The sequence below is a fragment of the Sphingomonas faeni genome, from assembly GCF_003053745.1.
GTDB lineage: Bacteria > Pseudomonadota > Alphaproteobacteria > Sphingomonadales > Sphingomonadaceae > Sphingomonas > Sphingomonas faeni.
The window spans coordinates 151,114-167,367 of record NZ_QAYE01000003.1; the positions used below are offsets into that span (position 1 = coordinate 151,114).

Here is a 16,254-nt window from a genome sequence, read left to right on the forward strand (position 1 = left end):
CGTGTCGAGCGTTGGGCATTACTTCAGAAGACGGCTCAGCCCCCGCGCACCTTCGCCAGCGTAGTCCCAGCGGTAATCGCCTCGATATCCGTCACCAAGTGCAACATCCGCACCCCGCCCCGCGACATCGCCCGCTCCAGCGCCCCCGCAAAATCCTCGGTCCGCTCGACGGTTTCCGCCCAACACCCATAAGCCCGCCCGAGCGCGGCAAAGTCTGGGTTCTGCAACCCGGTCCCCGAAACCCGCCCCGGATACTCCCGCTCCTGATGCATCCGGATCGTCCCGTACCCGCCATTATCCACGACAATCACCAGCATGTCCGCACCATGCGCCACCGCAGTCGCCAACTCCTGCCCGTTCATCAGGAAACACCCGTCCCCCGCGAGCGCGACCACAGTCCGCTCCGGATGCCGCAACGACGCCGCGACCGCCGCCGGTACGCCGTACCCCATCGCCCCGGCAGTCGGCGCAAGCTGTGTCCCGGGCCCGGCATACGCCCAGTAACGGTGCCACCACCCCGAGTAATTCCCCGCCCCGTTGCAGATGATCGCATCCGCTGTCAGCCGCTCGCGCATCGCCGTCACGCACGGCCCCAGGTCCATCACCAGATCCCGCGGCGCCGGCGTCGACCACGCAAGCCATTCCACATGCGCCTCCGACCCGGCAGTTCGCGGCGGCAAGTCGACCGCCAGCAACGCCTCGGAAAACTCTTCCATCCCCGCACATACCGCGACATCCGCGCGATACGCCCGGTGCAACTCGTCAGGATCGGGATGGACGTGGATCAGCCGCTGCCCCGGATGATCAGGCGTGATCAGCGCGTAGCCGTCGGTCGTTGCCTCCCCGAGCCGCGGCCCGACTACCAGGAGTAGGTCCGCGGCTTTCACCCGCTCGACCAGCTTCGGATTAGGCCCATACCCCAGGTTCCCGGCCCAAACCGGGCAGTCGTTCGGAATAGCATCCTGCCGCCGAAACGCCGCCGCCACCGGAATGCCGTTACGATCCGCCCAGGTCGAGAACGCCCCCGACGCCGCGACATCCCAGCCCGCACCCCCAACGATCGCCACCGGCCGCTCCGCCGTCGTCAGCAAATCCGCGAGCAGGTCCATCGTGTCGGCGTCGCAAGCCTGCGCCACCCGCTCGACCCGCGGCCGATCGACCGCGTCGACCACGTCGAGCAGCATGTCCTCTGGCAACGCCAATACGACCGGCCCAGGCCGCCCCGACATCGCCGTCGCATAGGCGCGCGCGACATATTCGGGGATCCGCCGCGCATCGTCAATCCGCGCCGCCCACTTCGCGATCGGCGCGAACATCGCCTGGAAATCGATCTCCTGGAACGCCTCGCGGTCGCGCGTGCCGCGATCGATATCGCCCACGAACAGGATCATCGGCTGCGAATCCTGCATCGCGACATGCACGCCGATCGAAGCGTTGGTCGCGCCCGGCCCGCGCGTCACGAACGCCACCCCGGGCCGATGCGTCAGCGTCCCGTCCGCGCACGCCATGAACCCGACGCCGCCCTCCTGCCGGCACACGACGAGATCGATCGCGGGCGTATCGTGCAGCGCGTCGAGTACCGCCAGGAAGCTCTCCCCCGGCACCGTGAAGACGCGGTCGCACCCTTGTGCGATGAGTTGATCCACCAGAATGCGGCCGCCGGTACGCTGGGTCATGCAAATCTCCTCGCCGCATCCTAGCCAGGCGGCGCGCGCGAAGTCGAGGCGTTGCCGTCGCTGCCGCCGCGCTTTATGCGAGGCCAAAGACCTGAGGAGGATGCATGGCGAACAAGCTCTACACCGACGCGGCGGCGGCGCTCGAAGGCGTGCTGTTCGACGGCATGACGATCTGCGCGGGCGGGTTCGGGCTGTGCGGCATCCCCGAGCGGCTGATCGACGCGATCGAGGCGTCGGGCGTGAAGGACCTGACGATCGCCAGCAACAATGCCGGGATCGACGGGCAGGGGCTGGGGAAACTGCTCCGCTCGCGCCAGGTGAAGAAGATGATCTCGTCCTATGTCGGCGAGAACAAGGAATTCGAGCGGCAATATCTCAGCGGCGAACTCGAGGTCGAGTTCTGCCCGCAGGGCACGCTCGCCGAACGCTGCCGGGCAGGGGGGGCGGGCATTCCAGGCTTCTACACCAAGACCGGCGTCGGCACGCAGGTCGCCGAGGGCAAGGAAACCAAGGTCTTCGACGGCCAGGAATACATCCTCGAACGCGGCATCCACGCCGATCTGGCGATCATCAAGGGCTGGAAGGCGGACGAAAGCGGCAACCTCATCTTCCGCAAGACCGCGCGCAACTTCAACCAGCCGATGGCGACCGCGGGGAAGATCTGCGTCGCCGAGGTCGAGGAGATCGTCCCCGTGGGGAGCCTCGACCCCGACACGATCCACCTGCCGGGCATCTACGTGAAGCGGATGATCGTCGGTGCGCCGTACGACAAACAGATCGAATTCCGCACCGTCCGCGAGCGGGTTTCCGCGTGAAGTCAGGCCTGATGGTTGATCGCAAGCGCTCCCCGTTCTCCTGCGCACGCAGGAGCCGAGGGTCGCGGGCGGGGCGCTTGGTATCCTGGACCCCTGCGTTCGCAGGGGCACTGGTTTTGCAGGGGTGCGTAAGCGTGTCCGCGCCAACCTCGGTAGCGACGGCGCCGGTCATCTCTGCACCGGTGACCGTTAACGGCGTCCCCGCCGGCATGCAGTATCTCTACGCCTCGGGCGAAGCCGCAGCAGTCAGCATCCAGGCCTGGAACGCGTTCGTCGGATACGTCCGCACACAACACATGCCAACCTCCGTGGTCCTGGCCCAAGGCGCTTCGCTAGCCGCACCCACCTGGACCACCTGCGGCATCAAACCCAAAGCAGCAGTGTTCGACGTCGACGAAACCGTCCTCCTCAACCTCGGCTTCGAATACGATGCGTCCTCCGGTCAGCCCTGGTCCGATCCCCGCTGGCAGGATTGGGAGCGCACCGGCGTCAAGCAGGTCGCCCCCGTCCCCGGCGCGCGCGCCGCGCTTACGCAACTCCGCGCGATGGGCGTCACGGTGATCTTCAACACCAACCGCTCCGCCGCCAACGCCGCACAGACTGAAGCCACGATCGAAGCCGCCGGCCTCGGCCCAGCCCGCCACGGCGAGACGCTGTTCCTGGCCGGCGACGACGCGATGGGCTCGAAGAAGGACGGCCGCCGCGCAACGATCGCTGCGCGCTACTGCGTCGTCGCGATGGGGGGCGACCAGCTCGGCGACTTCAGCGACCTCTTCAACGCCGGCCAGACCCCCGCCGCGCGTCGCGCCACGGTCCAGTCGCCCGCGATTGCCGCGAAATGGGGAGCAGGGTGGTTCGTCCTCCCCAACCCCGTCTACGGCACCGCGCTGAAAGGCAAGCGCGACGAGGTATTCCCGCCCGCAGTCCGCTGGGCCCCGACAGGAGGCGTACGCTGATGGCCGACCACCCAAACGCGATCGCGCTCGACAAGGGCGCGCAACTCACCGGCGAATCGGTCGAGGTCGCGCGGATCTGGATCACCAATGGCGCCGGCAGCAACGTGCTGATCGACGCGGGTATCCTCGAGGATCCGACCGTGTTCGGCTATCTCCTCGCCGACACGATCCGCCACGCCGCGCGCGCCTATGCGGGCACCTGGGGCCTCGACGAGGACGCCGCGTTGCAGGCGATCGTCGACGGCGTCGGCACCGAACTCCGCGAACAATTCACGACCATCACTACCATCCAGGAAGGAATGCACTGATGCCCTGGGACCGTAACCAGATGGCCGCGCGCGCGGCGCAGGAACTCAAGGACGGCTATTACGTCAATCTCGGCATCGGTATCCCGACGCTGGTGGCGAACAACATCCCCGAGGGGATGACCGTCACGCTCCAGTCGGAAAACGGCATGCTCGGGATCGGCCCGTTCCCGTACGCGGGCGAGGAGGACGCCGACCTGATCAACGCCGGCAAGCAGACGATCAGCGAACTCCCTTCGTCGGTCTATTTCAGCTCGTCGGACAGCTTCGCGATGATCCGCGGCGGCCACATCGACCTGACGGTGCTCGGCGCGATGGAGGTCAGCGAAGGCGGCGACATCGCCAACTGGATGATCCCCGGCAAGATGATCAAGGGCATGGGCGGCGCGATGGACCTGGTCGCAGGCGTCAAGCAGATCATCGTCGTGATGGACCACAATGCCAAGGACGGCACGCCGAAGTTCATCCCGTCGTGCACGCTGCCGCTGACCGGCAAGAACGTCGTCGACATGATCGTCACGGATCTCGCCGTGTTCCAGCGCCCCGATCACGACAGCCCGTTCAAGCTGGTCGAGATGGCGCCGGGCGTCACCGCGGACGAGATCGCCGCGAAGACCACCGCACGCTACACCGCCTGATGGGCTACACCCTCGTCACCGCGAACCGCAATTACTCGAGCTGGTCGCTGCGCCCCTGGGTCCTGATGAAGGTGCTCGGCATCGACTTCGAGGACCGGATCGAGCCGTTCCTGGAGCCCGTCAATTACGAGGCGTTCCGCGCCTTCTCGCCGACCGGGCAGGTGCCGGTGCTGATCGACGGCGAGCGGACGGTCTGGGATTCGCTCGGCATCGTCCTCTACCTTGCGGAACGCCACGACGGCGTCTGGCCTTCCGACGCCGAGGCACGCGCGTGGGCGATCTGCGCGACGGCCGAAATGCATGGCGGGTTCTCCGCGCTGCGGAACGAGCGGACGATGAACGTCGGCGTCCGCGTCGACGCCGCCCCCGGTAGCGATGCGCTCGAGCGCGACGTCGCGCGGATCGCCGAACTCTGGAGCGAGGGACTCGACCGGTTCGGTGGACCTTGGCTCGCAGGCGCGCAGTTCACCGCCGTCGATGCCTTCTATGCGCCGGTCGCGTTTCGCGTCCGGACCTACGGGATCGACGTCGGTGCGGCTGGACTCGCCTGGGTCGAGCGGATCATCGCCCACCCGGCGATGCGCGAATGGGAAGCGACCGCGCTCGCTGAGACATGGCGCGAGGAAAGCCACGAGGCCGACCTCGCGACATACGGATCGATCACTGCGGACTTCCGCCGCTGATGCGCCGCGCCGCGATCGTCATAGCGCTGATCGTCATCCTGATCGCGGGCACGGCGTTCACCGCAGGCCCCGGCACGCTCAGCGTCCTCGACGGCGTGATGGGCGGCGGTCGCGGCACCGCCCGCATCCGCGAAGACGTCCCGTTCGGCACGCACGGCCAAAAGCTCGACGTCTGGCGCCCGTCCGGCGGCGTCAAGACCGGCCTGCCGGTGCTGATCTTCTGGTACGGCGGCGGCTGGGTTCACGGCTCGCGCGGCGCCTACGCGTTCGCCGCCCGCGCCTATGCGAAGGCGGGCTACGTCGTCGTCATGCCGGACTACCGCAAAGTGCCCGACGTCCGCTTCCCCGCCTTCGTCCAGGACGGAGCAGAAGCGGTGAAATGGACCCGCGACCACATCGCACAGTCCGGCGGCGACCCGAACCGGATCGCCGTCGCCGGCCATTCCGCGGGTGCCTACACCGTGGCGATGCTGACGCTCGACCAGCGCTGGCTGAAGGCGGAAGGCGTCGACCCGCACATCATCAAGGCCGCGGTCGGCCTGTGCGGGCCCTACGACTTCTACCCCTTCACCGCCAAGCGCGCGATCGATGCGATGCAGGGCGCCGCCGACCCGGTGATGACCCAGCCGATCCACTTCGCGCGCGCCGACGCCCCGCCGATGCTGCTGATCACCGCCGGCGACGACACGCAGGTAAAGCCGCACAACGCGATCAACCTCACCGCGCGGCTGCAGGCGCTCGGCGCGCCGGTGACCCACATCGATTACCCCGGATTGAGCCACGAGAACGTCGCGATGGCATTGTCGAAGCCGTTCCGCGGCAAGGCGCCCGTGTTGGCCGACAGCGTCGCGTTCCTGAACAAGACGATGCCCGCGCGGTAATCTTGTTTCCCCGCGAAGGCGGGGACCCAGTCTGGGCTCCCGTCTTCGCGGGAGAACAAGCTTCCTCTGAGCGTGACCCCGGCTCCTCTGAACGACCGAAAATTACATACAACCTTGGCGCAGCACCCCTTTTCGGTTACCGCGCGCTCCATCATGGCCACTCCGCAAACGCTGTACGAAAAGATCTGGGCGGCGCATGTCGTCGAACGCCGCGACGACGGCACTTGCCTGATCTATATCGACCGCCACCTCGTCCACGAAGTCACCAGCCCGCAGGCCTTCGAAGGCCTCCGCGTGGCAGGCCGCAAAGTCCGCCGCCCGGACCTGACGCTCGCCGTCCCCGATCACAACCTCCCGACTACCGCGCGGAAAGATGCCGCCGGTCGCGTCCTGCCGATCGCCGACCCCGAAAGCGCGCAACAGCTCGACGCACTCCGCCGCAACACCTCTGAGTTCGGCATCGACTATATCGATGCGACCGCGATCGAGCAGGGCATCGTCCACGTCGTCGGCCCCGAGCAGGGCTTCACGCTCCCCGGCACCACGCTGGTCTGCGGCGACAGCCACACCTCCGCACACGGCGCACTCGGCGCGCTGGCGTTCGGGATCGGCACCAGCGAAGTCGAGCACGTCCTCGCCACGCAGACGTTGCTGTTGTCGCAAGCTAAGACGATGGAAGTCCGCGTCGACGGCGAACTCGGCTTCGGCGTCAGCCCGAAGGACGTCATCCTCGCGATCATCGGCAAGATCGGCGCCGCGGGCGGCACCGGCCACGTCATCGAATTCACCGGCAGCGTGATCCGCAACATGTCGATCGAAGGCCGACTGACGATCGCCAACATGTCGATCGAGGCGGGCGCGCGCGCCGGCCTGATCGCGCCCGACGACACGACCTTCGCGTATCTGAACGGCCGCCCGATGGCCCCGACCGACGAGAACTGGGACCGCGCGGTGACGTGGTGGCGCAGCCTCGCGACCGATCCCTGCGCGCGCTACGACAAGACAGTCACGCTCGACGCCGCCGATATTGCCCCCGGTCTCACCTGGGGCACCAGTCCCGAGGACGTCGTGCCGATCACCGGATTCGTCCCCGAACCATCGAGCTTCGCCGATCCTGCCAAGCAGGCCGCCGCGCAGAAGTCGCTCGATTACATGGGACTCACCGCCGGCACCGCGATGCGCGACGTCACGATCCAGCACGTCTTCATTGGCAGCTGCACCAATAGCCGTATCGAGGACCTGCGCGCCGCCGCCGCGATCGCCGACGGCCGCCATGTCGCGACCGGCGTGCGGGCGCTGGTCGTCCCTGGATCGGGTCTCGTCAAGCGTCAGGCCGAGGCCGAGGGGCTCGATCGGATCTTCATCACCGCCGGCTTCGAATGGCGCGAACCGGGCTGTTCGATGTGCCTCGCGATGAACCCGGACAAAGTCCCTGCGGGGGAGCGTTGCGCTTCCACGTCGAACCGTAATTTCGTCGGCAGACAGGGTCCCGGAGCGCGCACGCATCTGGTATCACCCGCAATGGCGGCGGCGGCGGCGGTGACCGGTAAGCTGAGCGACGTCAGAGAGTTGATGGGGGAAAGAGCATGAAGAAGGTTTTCGTATTGCTGGCGGCTGGCGCGATGATCAGCGGCGTCGCGGCCTATGTCGCATCAGCGCGTGTGGTTCCGGAGCGCACGGAACAGCGATGACTCCCGTCACGACCGTCTCGGGCCGCGCCTATCCCTGGGGCGCGAAGAACATCGACACCGACGTCATCATCCCAGCGCACTGGCTGAAGACGATCACGCGCACCGGCCTCGGCCGCGGCGCGTTCGAGACGGTCCGCGCGCAACCCGGCAACATCTTCGACGACCCGCGCTATGCCGGTTCGCCGATCCTGATCGCGGGCGATAATTTCGGCTGCGGTTCCAGCCGCGAGCATGCCGCGTGGGCGCTCGCCGACATGGGCATCACCGCGGTGATCGCGCCGAGCTTTTCCGACATCTTCTCAGGCAACGCGTTCAAGAACGGCATCGTCCCCGTCGTGCTGCCGCAGGAAGCGATCGACCGCCTGTTGGAGGTCGCCAAGGACCAGACCGTCACCGTCGATCTCGAGACGATGACCGTCACCACCCCGTTCCAGGACCGCTTCACCTTCGAACTCGACGCATTCCGTCGCCAGTGTCTCATGGAAGGGCTGGACGAAGTCGGCCTGACGCTGGCAAGGGATACCCAGATTTCGAAATTCGAGGAGGCGGTCGCATCGAATCGCCCCTGGACGACGGTGGAGAGTGGGTATGCGAGCATTGGTGTCGAAGGCAGTCGGCGGACCTGAAACTCTGGAAATGGTCGAGCTGCCCGATTTGGTAGCAGGCCCCGGACAGGTCGTCGTCGCGGTCAAGGCCTGTGCGATCAACTTCCCCGACGTCCTGATCATCGAGGACAAATACCAGTTCAAGCCGCAACGCCCGTTCGCACCGGGCGGCGAGATCGCCGGCACGATCGACTCGATCGGCGAAGGCGTCACCGGCTGGGCAGTCGGCGACCGCGTGATCGCGATGCTCGGTCACGGCGGCCTGTGCGAGAAGGTCATTGCCGACCCCGCCAAGCTCTATCGCCTCCCAGAAGGCCGCAGCTTCGCCGAGGGTGCCTCGCTCATCCTCACCTACGGCACGACGATCCACGCACTGCTCGACCGCGGCCATATCAAGGCCGGGCAGACCTTGCTCGTGCTCGGCGCGGCCGGCGGGGTAGGGCTCGCCGCGATCGAACTCGGCAAGGCGTTCGGCGCAAAGGTCGTCGCCGCGGTCTCGTCAGAGGAGAAGGCCGCCGCCGCCAAGTCCGCGGGCGCCGACGAAACGCTGATCTACGCCCGCGCCCCGTTCGACAAGGACCAGTCGAAGGCGCTCGCCGAGCAGTTCAAGGCCGCGGTTGGTCGCGACGGCGCGCACGTGATCTACGATCCGGTCGGTGGCGATTATGCCGAGCCGGCGCTGCGATCGATCGCGTGGGAGGGCAAGTATCTCGTCGTCGGCTTCCCCGCCGGCATCCCGAAACTCCCGCTCAACCTGACGCTGCTCAAAAGCTGTGACGTCTGCGGCGTATTCTGGGGAGCATTCGCAGCGCGCGATCCGAAGGCGAACCAGGCGCATATCGAAACGCTGTTCGATCTGTGGCAAGCGGGAAGGATCGCGCCACGCGTAACCGAGACATTTGCGTTCGAGGACGGTGGTAAGGCTATCGGGAAGATGGCGGCTCGCGGTGCTATCGGGAAACTGGTCGTAGAGGTCGGCTAAATAAAAGCCGCCTCTACAGGGGGTTTAAAACACGTTGTACGCAACAGCAGCGATCGCGCCCCACATCGCCATCGACGCAAAAATTCCGTAGGCAAGCCCATGCATGACCGGCGGCGTGGCACGCGCCTTGGCCAGGGGAACGGATGGTAGTTGGGATAGCGTCGACATATCACTCTCCTATCCGTGCACTGTGTCACGTGATCGACTTATATATCGTTACAACTGCACCATTGTTCCAGTAGTTTTTGTACGTTTTCGTCGATTGTTGCGCGGCGGCGCCCTGCGACCTATCTCGGGGCCGACGACAAGGCTGAACGGGGACCTGCGCAATGACCACTTTCGACGACCGCGAACGCGCCAGCGAGGCGAATTTCGCGCGCGAGGAAGAGATGGCCTTCCGGATAACGGCGCGTCGCAATCGGCTGCTGGGTGGCTGGGCGGCGCATGAAATGCAGCTGACCCCTGAAGAGACGGACGCCTATGCCACCGCGCTCGTGCATGCCGACATGGAAGGCGGCGGCGACGACGATGTCGTGCGAAAACTGGTCGGCGACCTGACCGCGGCCGGTCTCGACCATGACGAGGCCACCGTCCGCCGCGCGCTGGCGCAACAGATGATCGAGGCGCGTCGCCAATTGCTGGAGTCGCATTGATATGCCGATGGCTGCCAACGATATCGAAGCAATGATCAAGGACGCGATCCCCGATGCCCAGGTCGAGATCACCGATCTCGCGGGCGACGGCGATCATTATGCCGCCAAGGTCACCGCCGCCAGCTTTGCCGGGATGAGCCGGGTGAAGCAGCACCAGGCCGTCTATGCCGCGCTCGGCGGTCGGATGGGCGGCGTCCTGCACGCACTACAGCTTACGACCGCAATCTCCTGAGGACCGAAGACATGACCGACGATTCCAACGCCCGCATCGACGCCCTGGTAAAAGCCAGCCCGGTAGTCCTGTTCATGAAGGGCAGCCCGCTGTTCCCGCAGTGCGGCTTTTCCAGCCGCGCGATCGCGATCCTCAACCATCTCGAGGTTGAGTTCGAGAGCGTCGACGTGTTGCAGGACCAGGGTATCCGCCAGGGTATCAAGAGCTATTCCGACTGGCCGACCATCCCGCAGCTTTACGTCGATGGCGAATTCGTCGGCGGCTCCGACATCATGATGGAGATGTATGAGAGCGGCGAGCTGGCGCAGTTGTTCGAGACGCAGAAGGCCAACTGATCGAGGCACCGGGTGGATGGATCGACGCGAGACCGGAAGGCAAAGCGGTCGATCCACCCTGTGAACGCGTTCGCGTTCGGTGACGGAATAGTATTTGCACGGCCTGTGCCAGAACCTGCCGTTCGCAGTTTTGGCGACGTTCGATAGTTAATCCAGGTTTGGCCCGGCGTCGGCCTGTAAGAGTTTCCGACAGCTTTCCGAGACTAACGAGGTCTTGCCATCGCCGCGTCGAGCCGCCATCTCGCATCCATGGCTGAGCATCCGACCGGTATCCCGATCCAGCTCGAGCCGCTCGTCGTTCGCGTGCTCGCGCCCAACGCCTCTCCCTACACCTATACGGGTACGCAGACGCACATCGTCGGCGCGACCGATCTTGCCGTGATCGATCCCGGCCCCGACGATCCCGCGCACATCGACGCATTGCTGCGCGCGATCGATGGCCGCCCGGTCGAGGCGATCGTCGTCACGCATAACCACCGCGATCACAGCCCCGCCACGCGTCCGCTCCAGTCGCTCACCGGCGCCCCGATCGTCGGCGCGGCGCCGTTCGACCTGACCGATCCGGGTACGCGCGCAGACGCGTCGTTCGACGCCGCCTACGCACCCGACCGCGTTCTTTCCGAGGGCGATACCGTCACCGGCGAAGGCTGGACGCTGGAGGCGATCGCGACGCCTGGCCACACCTCGAACCATCTCGCCTTCGCGCTCCCCGAGACGAAGGCGCTGTTTTCGGGCGATCACGTCATGGGCTGGTCGACGACGATCGTCTCGCCGCCCGACGGCAATATGACGGCGTACATGGCCAGCCTCGAAAAGCTGATGGGGCGCGACGACCGCATCTATTATCCTGGCCACGGCGAGGCGATCGACAAGCCGCAACGCCTCGTTCGCGGCATGCTCGGCCACCGCAAGCAACGCGAAGGGCAGATCCTCCGCCTGCTCCGCGAGGGCGCGCGGCCGATCCCGGCGATGGTCGAGCGCATGTATGTCGGTCTCGGCCCGCAACTCGTGCCCGCCGCTGCACGATCGGTGCTGGCACACCTGTACGACCTGCAAACCCGCGGACTGGTTATCGAGGAAGGCGAGACATGGCGAACGACAGCGTGACCGAACCCGTACGCAAGAGCGGCGTGGCCCCGTTCCTGGCTAAGGCCGTCGGAATCGTCTTGATCCTCGTCCTCGCAGGGCTGCTCGTGCTTTGGGGGGTGCAGCGCTACGTCAGCGACCGGCTCACGCCCGACCCGACGACGATCGCCAGCGCGAGCCTTGAAGGACTGCGCGAGCAGAACCGCCTGTCGGCGTTCGCCGCGCGTTACGTCGCGGTCGTCACCTCGAAACAGTCGCAGCTCGGCTTTACCACCGAGAAGACGCTGATCATGCCCGGCATGGTCCGCTACGAAGTCGACATGGCCAAGCTGACCCAGTCCGATGTCGCGTGGGATGGCACTTCGAAGACGCTGTCCGTGCGCTTGCCGGCCGTCGAGGCCGATGGCCCGCAGGTCGATCTCAACGCGGTCCGTGAATATGGGTCGGGCGGCGTGCTGACCACGTTCACCGATGTCGAGAAGCGCCTCGACGCCGCCAACCGTCGCGCCGGCCAGATCGAATTGATCCGCCAGGCGCGCGAGCCCGCGATGATCAAGCTCGCGCGCGACGCGACGCGTCGTGCGGTCGAACGCAGTTTCGCGATGCCGCTGCGGGCTGCCGGAATCGACGCGACCGTCGCAGTGCGCTTCGCCGACGAGCCGACCGCGAACGCGGAACGCTGGGATACCTCGCGCTCGCTGCAGGACGTGCTAGGGAATCGTCGCTAGAAGACGGGCGCTAAACTCGGGATACGACCATGGAATTGAAGCAGAACTTCGCCGGCATCGACATACGCGCAGAGATCGAGCGCCTCCGCAAGGAGAAGAACGCCGTCATCCTCGCGCATTATTATCAGAAGCCAGAGCTTCAGGATCTGGCGGATTTCGTCGGCGACAGTCTGGACCTGTCGCGCAAGGCCGCGGCCACCGATGCCGACGTGATCGCATTCTGCGGCGTGCGGTTCATGGCCGAGACCGCCAAGATCCTGTCGCCCGACAAGATCGTCGTGCTCCCCGACATGGATGCCGGCTGCAGCCTCGAGGACAGCTGCCCGCCCGAGCAGTTCGCCGCCTTCCGCGCGAAGCACCCCGATCACATCGCGCTGACCTACATCAACTGCTCGACCGAGGTGAAGGCGCTCTCCGACATCATCGTCACCTCGTCGTCGGCGGACACGATCCTGGCGCAGATCCCGCCCGAGCAGAAGATCATCTTCGGCCCCGACCGCAATCTCGGCGGGTATCTCGCGCGGAAGACCGGCCGCGACATGCTGCTGTGGCCGGGCGTGTGCATCGTCCACGAGGCGTTCAGCGAAACCGAGCTGATGAAGCTCAAGGCGCAGCACCCCGGTGCGCCCGTGGTGGCGCACCCCGAATGCCCGCCGATCATTCTCGATCATGCTGACTATGTCGGCTCGACGCGCGGGATCCTCGATTATGCGCTCGCGATGCCCGGCGACACGCTGATCGTCGCGACCGAGCCGCACATCATCCACCAGATGGAAAAGGCGCTCCCGAACAAGCGCTTCATCGGTGCGCCCGGCGCGGACGGCAACTGCAACTGCAACATCTGCCCGTACATGGCGCTCAACACGCTCGAAAAGCTGTACGTCGCGCTACGCGATCTCTCGCCGCGGATCGAGATCGAGGAGGGGCTTCGGCTCCAGGCGAAGAAAAGCCTCGACCGCATGCTGTCGATGGCATCGAATACCGTCGGGAAGGGTGATCTCGGGCCGAAGTGACGGCCCGTTTCAATTGGCCGCCGTTCGGGCTGGATTATTCCAACCCGGCGCGGTCACATCAGGAATAGTTCAGATCAGGGCGCGCTCAGAGTGCCGGGACGTCGGCACCGCTCAACTGGGCGAGCGCCTGGTCGATATGGATGGCGGCAAGCGGCAGCTGCAGCGTATCGGCCAGCGTAAGAGCTTCGTCCAGCAGGGCATGCAGGCGTGCGGTATCGGCCATCGTGGTGGTGGGCATAAGAATATCCTCGGTAGTGATCGGCAAACCCTCGAAGTATCGAATGGTTCCTATACCGGAAAAATAATTCGATGAGTCGAATGAACCGTGAAGTCACTGTTCCGACCGTCTATTTTTTGGCACCGCGCGCCGAGCATCTTTTCGACGAACAATCCGGAGACGACAGGTGAAGACAGCATTGCCCGAGTCGTTCGATATCGACGCCTTCGTCGCGGCAACGCTGACCGAGGATCTCGGCACTATCGGCGACATAACCTCGGCCGCTGTGATTCCCGCCGACGCACGGTTCACCGGCGTCATGGGCAGCCGCGATCCGATCGTCGTCGCTGGCCTCGATCTCGCCGAAGCCTTCTTCCGCGCGCTGGACCCGGGCGTGCGGATCGAACGCCTCGTCCACGACGGGCAGCAGGTGGCCGCCGGCACCGAACTCATGCGGCTCGAAGGGGCAGGGCGCGCGATGCTGACGGCGGAGCGGTCCGCGCTCAACACCGTCCAGCATCTGTCGGGCATCGCCACGATGACGCGCGCGTATGTCGACGCGATCGAGGGCACCGGCGCGATCCTGCTCGACACGCGCAAGACGATCCCCGGCCTGCGCGTGCTGGAGAAATACGCGACCCGGATGGGCGGCGCGCAGAACCACCGCATGGGTCTGTGGGATGCCGCGATGATCAAGGACAATCATGTCGCGGTTGCCGGTGGCGTCGCCGAGGCGGTTCGTCGCGCAAAGGCCGCGGGAATCGCGCAGATCATCGTCGAGGTCGACCACATCGACCAGATCGAGCCGGCGCTGGAGGCGGGCGCGACGCATCTGCTGCTCGACAATATGCCGCCAGCGATGTTGCGCGACGCGGTGGCGCTCGTCGCCGGTCGTGTCCCCACCGAGGCATCGGGCGGCGTCAATCTCGACACCATCCGCGCGATTGCTGAATCTGGTGTGACCTATGTGTCGGTCGGCCGCTTGACGCAGTCGGCGCCCGCAGCAGATATAGGGCTGGACTTCGCGACCGTCGAATAGCTCCGCCAGATCCGGCGCGGGCCTTCGGCTGGCCAGGTCAGGGAGTAGGACCATGATCAGGCCGGTTGCCATCGTTCGCTACGAGCGCCTCTATTGGGCAGCGTTCATACTGGATACGGTCGTCGCGGCGATGACCTGGACGCAGCGCGAGGCGATCGTCACCGCCTATCCGGTACTCGCCAAGGCGACGTGGATATTGCCGACGTTCCAGGCCATCGGGATCGCGGTGACGGTGCTGCTCTGGTACTTCACCGCGCGCGCGCCGAGCGTCGTCGCGAAATGGGTGGTCGTGATCCTCGCGGCTTTGTCGACCTGGGCCGCCGTTCAGGCGCTTGCGACGCTCGCGACGGGTAGTGCGATCGTCGGCACGGCATCGATCCTCTCGCTCATCGCAGAAGCACTCTACGTCGCCGCCGCCGTCCACCTCTTCCGGCCCGGCAGCAAAGCCTGGTTCGGTGAGGACGACGACGCCGATTTCGACACGGATACCGACAGAGGGAACGTCGCATGATCTCCAGGCTGACCCTTGCCGCCGTGGTGATCGCGTTGCCGAGCGTCGTGCAGGCGCAGGCTTATCAATGCTCGACCCCCGCGTCGGTCGAGCGCGTCCGCCCGGACCTGCCGTCGGAGAGCCAGCCGAAGCGCGATATCCCGATCGGCAGCTACACGCTCGCGATCACTTGGGCGCCGCAATATTGCCGTGAGAATGGCGATCGCACCGGATCGACCTTCCAGTGCGGGGCGGGCAACCGGTTCGGCTTTACGCTGCACGGTCTGTGGCCGGACGGGGTCGGCAAGGACTGGCCACAATATTGTCATGACGCCGAGTTCGTCCCGCCGCCGGTGATCCGCGCGCATCTCTGCACGACGCCGTCCGCGCAGTTGCTCCAGCACGAATGGGCCAAGCACGGCACCTGTATGCCCGGCTATCGTCCGGCCAAGTATTTCAACCAGTCCGCCGGGCTGTACGGCAAGCTTCGGTATCCGGACATGGACGCGTTGTCGCGAGCACCGCTGACGGCGGGCCGGTTCGCTGCGGCGATGGCGGGGGCGAATCCCGGCCTGAAGCCCGACATGATGCGCGTCACCGCGACGAAGCAGGGCTGGCTCGACGAGGTCTGGATCTGCCTGGACCGCCGCTTCCGCTACCGCCGCTGCCCCGTGCATCAGGGCGGACTGAACCCGAGCGCACCGCTTCAGATCTGGCGCGGTAGCCGATAGGCGGTAGGTGGTCGCTAAATCAGCATGGTACGGGGCCCCACGCCACATTCCGTTCGTGCTGAGTAGAGACCGAGTAGCTCCGCAAGGAGCGTATCGAGGGCGCGTATCGAAGCATGGGTTACCCGCGCCAACCTGTCCTTCGATACGCCGTCTCGATACGCTCCGTTGGAGCTACTCGACGACTACTCGGGACGAACGGAAATGAGGAGCGATGCCCCTACCGCCGGTCCCTCAACCAAACCAGTACCGCCGCCAGCACGCCGACCCCAGTCCCAACCAGAAACCCAGGCGTCGCCTCCCCGATCGCAAAGCCGACCCCCGCACCGCCCAGCATCCCCAGCGCGACGAGGAACCCGCCCGCAGCGCTCGGGTCCTTGTGGGGGGGGAGGGTGTCGCGGGAAGTCGGATCGGCCATCGCCATGTCCTGCCACGCGCAGCCATGGGATGCCAGCCACACGGCACACCTGTTCCGCCCCCCGGACGAAACGTGGCGGAAAT

General features: G+C 66.0%; 22 protein-coding genes. 18 read left to right on the forward strand and 4 right to left on the reverse strand.

The genetic code is table 11. The features are described 5' to 3' along the window. Window positions 1-35 precede the first annotated feature (35 nt). Window positions 36-1,676: a thiamine pyrophosphate-binding protein gene (locus C8J25_RS07255; RefSeq protein WP_107953692.1), complete on the reverse strand. Its 1,641-nt coding sequence runs from the start codon at window positions 1,674-1,676 to the stop codon at window positions 36-38. Between the two features lie 104 nt (window positions 1,677-1,780). Here C8J25_RS07255 and C8J25_RS07260 point away from each other — a divergent pair, with 104 nt between their 5' ends. From C8J25_RS07260 to C8J25_RS07300, 9 genes are all read left to right on the forward strand, one after another. Then, window positions 1,781-2,491 (forward strand): CoA transferase subunit A, encoded by a 711-nt coding sequence (locus C8J25_RS07260; RefSeq protein ID WP_107953694.1) that lies wholly within the window; start codon window positions 1,781-1,783, stop codon window positions 2,489-2,491. A 134-nt stretch (window positions 2,492-2,625) separates the two neighbouring features. After that, window positions 2,626-3,447: a 5'-nucleotidase, lipoprotein e(P4) family gene (locus tag C8J25_RS07265; protein ID WP_244186867.1), complete on the forward strand. Its 822-nt coding sequence runs from the start codon at window positions 2,626-2,628 to the stop codon at window positions 3,445-3,447. Continuing rightward, window positions 3,447-3,755 (forward strand): DUF5076 domain-containing protein, encoded by a 309-nt coding sequence (locus C8J25_RS07270; protein ID WP_107953696.1) that lies wholly within the window; start codon window positions 3,447-3,449, stop codon window positions 3,753-3,755. The genes C8J25_RS07265 and C8J25_RS07270 overlap by 1 nt, the downstream gene beginning before the upstream one ends. After that, window positions 3,755-4,390 (forward strand): 3-oxoacid CoA-transferase subunit B, encoded by a 636-nt coding sequence (locus tag C8J25_RS07275; protein WP_093399662.1) that lies wholly within the window; start codon window positions 3,755-3,757, stop codon window positions 4,388-4,390. The genes C8J25_RS07270 and C8J25_RS07275 overlap by 1 nt, the downstream gene beginning before the upstream one ends. Further along, window positions 4,390-5,073 (forward strand): glutathione S-transferase family protein, encoded by a 684-nt coding sequence (locus C8J25_RS07280; RefSeq protein ID WP_107953698.1) that lies wholly within the window; start codon window positions 4,390-4,392, stop codon window positions 5,071-5,073. The genes C8J25_RS07275 and C8J25_RS07280 overlap by 1 nt, the downstream gene beginning before the upstream one ends. Next, window positions 5,073-5,954 carry an alpha/beta hydrolase gene (locus tag C8J25_RS07285; protein ID WP_107953700.1) on the forward strand — a complete coding sequence of 294 codons (882 nt, stop codon included), beginning with the start codon at window positions 5,073-5,075 and terminating at the stop codon, window positions 5,952-5,954. Before C8J25_RS07280 ends, C8J25_RS07285 begins: the two co-directional genes overlap by 1 nt. 153 nt (window positions 5,955-6,107) lie before the next feature. Next, a complete protein-coding gene (gene leuC / locus C8J25_RS07290; protein WP_425275456.1) occupies window positions 6,108-7,544 on the forward strand; it encodes a 3-isopropylmalate dehydratase large subunit in 1,437 nt (478 codons plus the stop codon). A 97-nt stretch (window positions 7,545-7,641) separates the two neighbouring features. After that, on the forward strand, window positions 7,642-8,271 hold the full coding sequence (gene leuD / locus C8J25_RS07295) for a 3-isopropylmalate dehydratase small subunit (protein ID WP_056489099.1): 630 nt from the start codon (window positions 7,642-7,644) through the stop codon (window positions 8,269-8,271). Then, complete coding sequence (locus C8J25_RS07300; protein ID WP_208622549.1) at window positions 8,234-9,232, forward strand: NADPH:quinone oxidoreductase family protein; 999 nt, start codon at window positions 8,234-8,236, stop codon at window positions 9,230-9,232. Before leuD ends, C8J25_RS07300 begins: the two co-directional genes overlap by 38 nt. A 24-nt stretch (window positions 9,233-9,256) precedes the next feature. Here C8J25_RS07300 and C8J25_RS20670 read toward each other — a convergent pair whose 3' ends face one another. After that, window positions 9,257-9,400: a hypothetical protein gene (locus C8J25_RS20670; protein WP_167397682.1), complete on the reverse strand. Its 144-nt coding sequence runs from the start codon at window positions 9,398-9,400 to the stop codon at window positions 9,257-9,259. Between the two features lie 161 nt (window positions 9,401-9,561). Here C8J25_RS20670 and C8J25_RS07305 point away from each other — a divergent pair, with 161 nt between their 5' ends. The 6 genes from C8J25_RS07305 to nadA all read left to right on the forward strand — a co-directional run bounded on the left by C8J25_RS07305 (window position 9,562) and on the right by nadA (window position 13,279). Then, window positions 9,562-9,885 (forward strand): DUF1476 domain-containing protein, encoded by a 324-nt coding sequence (locus tag C8J25_RS07305; protein ID WP_107953704.1) that lies wholly within the window; start codon window positions 9,562-9,564, stop codon window positions 9,883-9,885. Between the two features lies 1 nt (window position 9,886). Beyond that, window positions 9,887-10,117, forward strand: a complete 231-nt coding sequence (locus C8J25_RS07310; RefSeq protein WP_056489106.1) for a BolA/IbaG family iron-sulfur metabolism protein — start codon at window positions 9,887-9,889, stop codon at window positions 10,115-10,117. Window positions 10,118-10,128: 11 nt separating this feature from the next. Next, window positions 10,129-10,452, forward strand: coding sequence for a Grx4 family monothiol glutaredoxin (gene grxD, locus C8J25_RS07315; protein WP_056057434.1), 324 nt, complete (start codon window positions 10,129-10,131; stop codon window positions 10,450-10,452). Window positions 10,453-10,701: 249 nt separating this feature from the next. Then, window positions 10,702-11,559, forward strand: coding sequence for an MBL fold metallo-hydrolase (locus C8J25_RS07320; protein ID WP_107953706.1), 858 nt, complete (start codon window positions 10,702-10,704; stop codon window positions 11,557-11,559). After that, a complete protein-coding gene (locus C8J25_RS07325) occupies window positions 11,541-12,266 on the forward strand; it encodes a DUF4230 domain-containing protein (protein WP_107953708.1) in 726 nt (241 codons plus the stop codon). Before C8J25_RS07320 ends, C8J25_RS07325 begins: the two co-directional genes overlap by 19 nt. A 29-nt stretch (window positions 12,267-12,295) precedes the next feature. After that, a complete protein-coding gene (gene nadA / locus C8J25_RS07330) occupies window positions 12,296-13,279 on the forward strand; it encodes a quinolinate synthase NadA (protein ID WP_056057445.1) in 984 nt (327 codons plus the stop codon). 85 nt (window positions 13,280-13,364) lie between these two features. Here the strand turns inward: nadA and C8J25_RS20675 are convergent, their stop codons facing one another. Continuing rightward, window positions 13,365-13,517 (reverse strand): hypothetical protein, encoded by a 153-nt coding sequence (locus C8J25_RS20675; protein WP_167397683.1) that lies wholly within the window; start codon window positions 13,515-13,517, stop codon window positions 13,365-13,367. Between the two features lie 166 nt (window positions 13,518-13,683). Between C8J25_RS20675 and nadC the strand changes: the two genes are divergently transcribed. From nadC to C8J25_RS07345, 3 genes are read left to right on the forward strand one after another with little or no spacing between them, the layout of a single operon-like run. Then, window positions 13,684-14,535, forward strand: coding sequence for a carboxylating nicotinate-nucleotide diphosphorylase (gene nadC, locus C8J25_RS07335; protein WP_107953710.1), 852 nt, complete (start codon window positions 13,684-13,686; stop codon window positions 14,533-14,535). Window positions 14,536-14,587: 52 nt separating this feature from the next. Next, window positions 14,588-15,046, forward strand: a complete 459-nt coding sequence (locus tag C8J25_RS07340; RefSeq protein ID WP_107953712.1) for a hypothetical protein — start codon at window positions 14,588-14,590, stop codon at window positions 15,044-15,046. Then, window positions 15,043-15,756 (forward strand): ribonuclease T2 family protein, encoded by a 714-nt coding sequence (locus C8J25_RS07345; RefSeq protein ID WP_107953714.1) that lies wholly within the window; start codon window positions 15,043-15,045, stop codon window positions 15,754-15,756. Before C8J25_RS07340 ends, C8J25_RS07345 begins: the two co-directional genes overlap by 4 nt. A gap of 217 nt (window positions 15,757-15,973) precedes the next feature. Here the strand turns inward: C8J25_RS07345 and C8J25_RS07350 are convergent, their stop codons facing one another. Then, window positions 15,974-16,171 (reverse strand): hypothetical protein, encoded by a 198-nt coding sequence (locus C8J25_RS07350; RefSeq protein ID WP_146173313.1) that lies wholly within the window; start codon window positions 16,169-16,171, stop codon window positions 15,974-15,976. Window positions 16,172-16,254: the final 83 nt, after the last annotated feature.

Excerpts from the sequence above, each read along its gene's own strand:
- C8J25_RS07350 (WP_146173313.1), bottom strand. The coding sequence starts at position 16,171 with ATGGCCGATCCGACTTCCCGCGACACCCTCCCCCCCCACAAGGACCCG.
- C8J25_RS07300 (WP_208622549.1), top strand. The coding sequence starts at position 8,234 with ATGCGAGCATTGGTGTCGAAGGCAGTCGGCGGACCTGAAACTCTGGAA.
- C8J25_RS07325 (WP_107953708.1), top strand. The coding sequence starts at position 11,541 with ATGGCGAACGACAGCGTGACCGAACCCGTACGCAAGAGCGGCGTGGCC.
- C8J25_RS07260 (WP_107953694.1), top strand. The coding sequence starts at position 1,781 with ATGGCGAACAAGCTCTACACCGACGCGGCGGCGGCGCTCGAAGGCGTG.
- C8J25_RS20670 (WP_167397682.1), bottom strand. The coding sequence starts at position 9,400 with ATGTCGACGCTATCCCAACTACCATCCGTTCCCCTGGCCAAGGCGCGT.
- C8J25_RS07340 (WP_107953712.1), top strand. The coding sequence starts at position 14,588 with ATGATCAGGCCGGTTGCCATCGTTCGCTACGAGCGCCTCTATTGGGCA.
- C8J25_RS07285 (WP_107953700.1), top strand. The coding sequence starts at position 5,073 with ATGCGCCGCGCCGCGATCGTCATAGCGCTGATCGTCATCCTGATCGCG.
- C8J25_RS20675 (WP_167397683.1), bottom strand. The coding sequence starts at position 13,517 with ATGCCCACCACCACGATGGCCGATACCGCACGCCTGCATGCCCTGCTG.
- grxD (WP_056057434.1), top strand. The coding sequence starts at position 10,129 with ATGACCGACGATTCCAACGCCCGCATCGACGCCCTGGTAAAAGCCAGC.
- C8J25_RS07270 (WP_107953696.1), top strand. The coding sequence starts at position 3,447 with ATGGCCGACCACCCAAACGCGATCGCGCTCGACAAGGGCGCGCAACTC.
- C8J25_RS07255 (WP_107953692.1), bottom strand. The coding sequence starts at position 1,676 with ATGACCCAGCGTACCGGCGGCCGCATTCTGGTGGATCAACTCATCGCA.
- leuC (WP_425275456.1), top strand. The coding sequence starts at position 6,108 with ATGGCCACTCCGCAAACGCTGTACGAAAAGATCTGGGCGGCGCATGTC.
- C8J25_RS07320 (WP_107953706.1), top strand. The coding sequence starts at position 10,702 with ATGGCTGAGCATCCGACCGGTATCCCGATCCAGCTCGAGCCGCTCGTC.
- C8J25_RS07275 (WP_093399662.1), top strand. The coding sequence starts at position 3,755 with ATGCCCTGGGACCGTAACCAGATGGCCGCGCGCGCGGCGCAGGAACTC.
- C8J25_RS07310 (WP_056489106.1), top strand. The coding sequence starts at position 9,887 with ATGCCGATGGCTGCCAACGATATCGAAGCAATGATCAAGGACGCGATC.
- C8J25_RS07345 (WP_107953714.1), top strand. The coding sequence starts at position 15,043 with ATGATCTCCAGGCTGACCCTTGCCGCCGTGGTGATCGCGTTGCCGAGC.
- nadA (WP_056057445.1), top strand. The coding sequence starts at position 12,296 with ATGGAATTGAAGCAGAACTTCGCCGGCATCGACATACGCGCAGAGATC.
- C8J25_RS07305 (WP_107953704.1), top strand. The coding sequence starts at position 9,562 with ATGACCACTTTCGACGACCGCGAACGCGCCAGCGAGGCGAATTTCGCG.
- C8J25_RS07280 (WP_107953698.1), top strand. The coding sequence starts at position 4,390 with ATGGGCTACACCCTCGTCACCGCGAACCGCAATTACTCGAGCTGGTCG.
- leuD (WP_056489099.1), top strand. The coding sequence starts at position 7,642 with ATGACTCCCGTCACGACCGTCTCGGGCCGCGCCTATCCCTGGGGCGCG.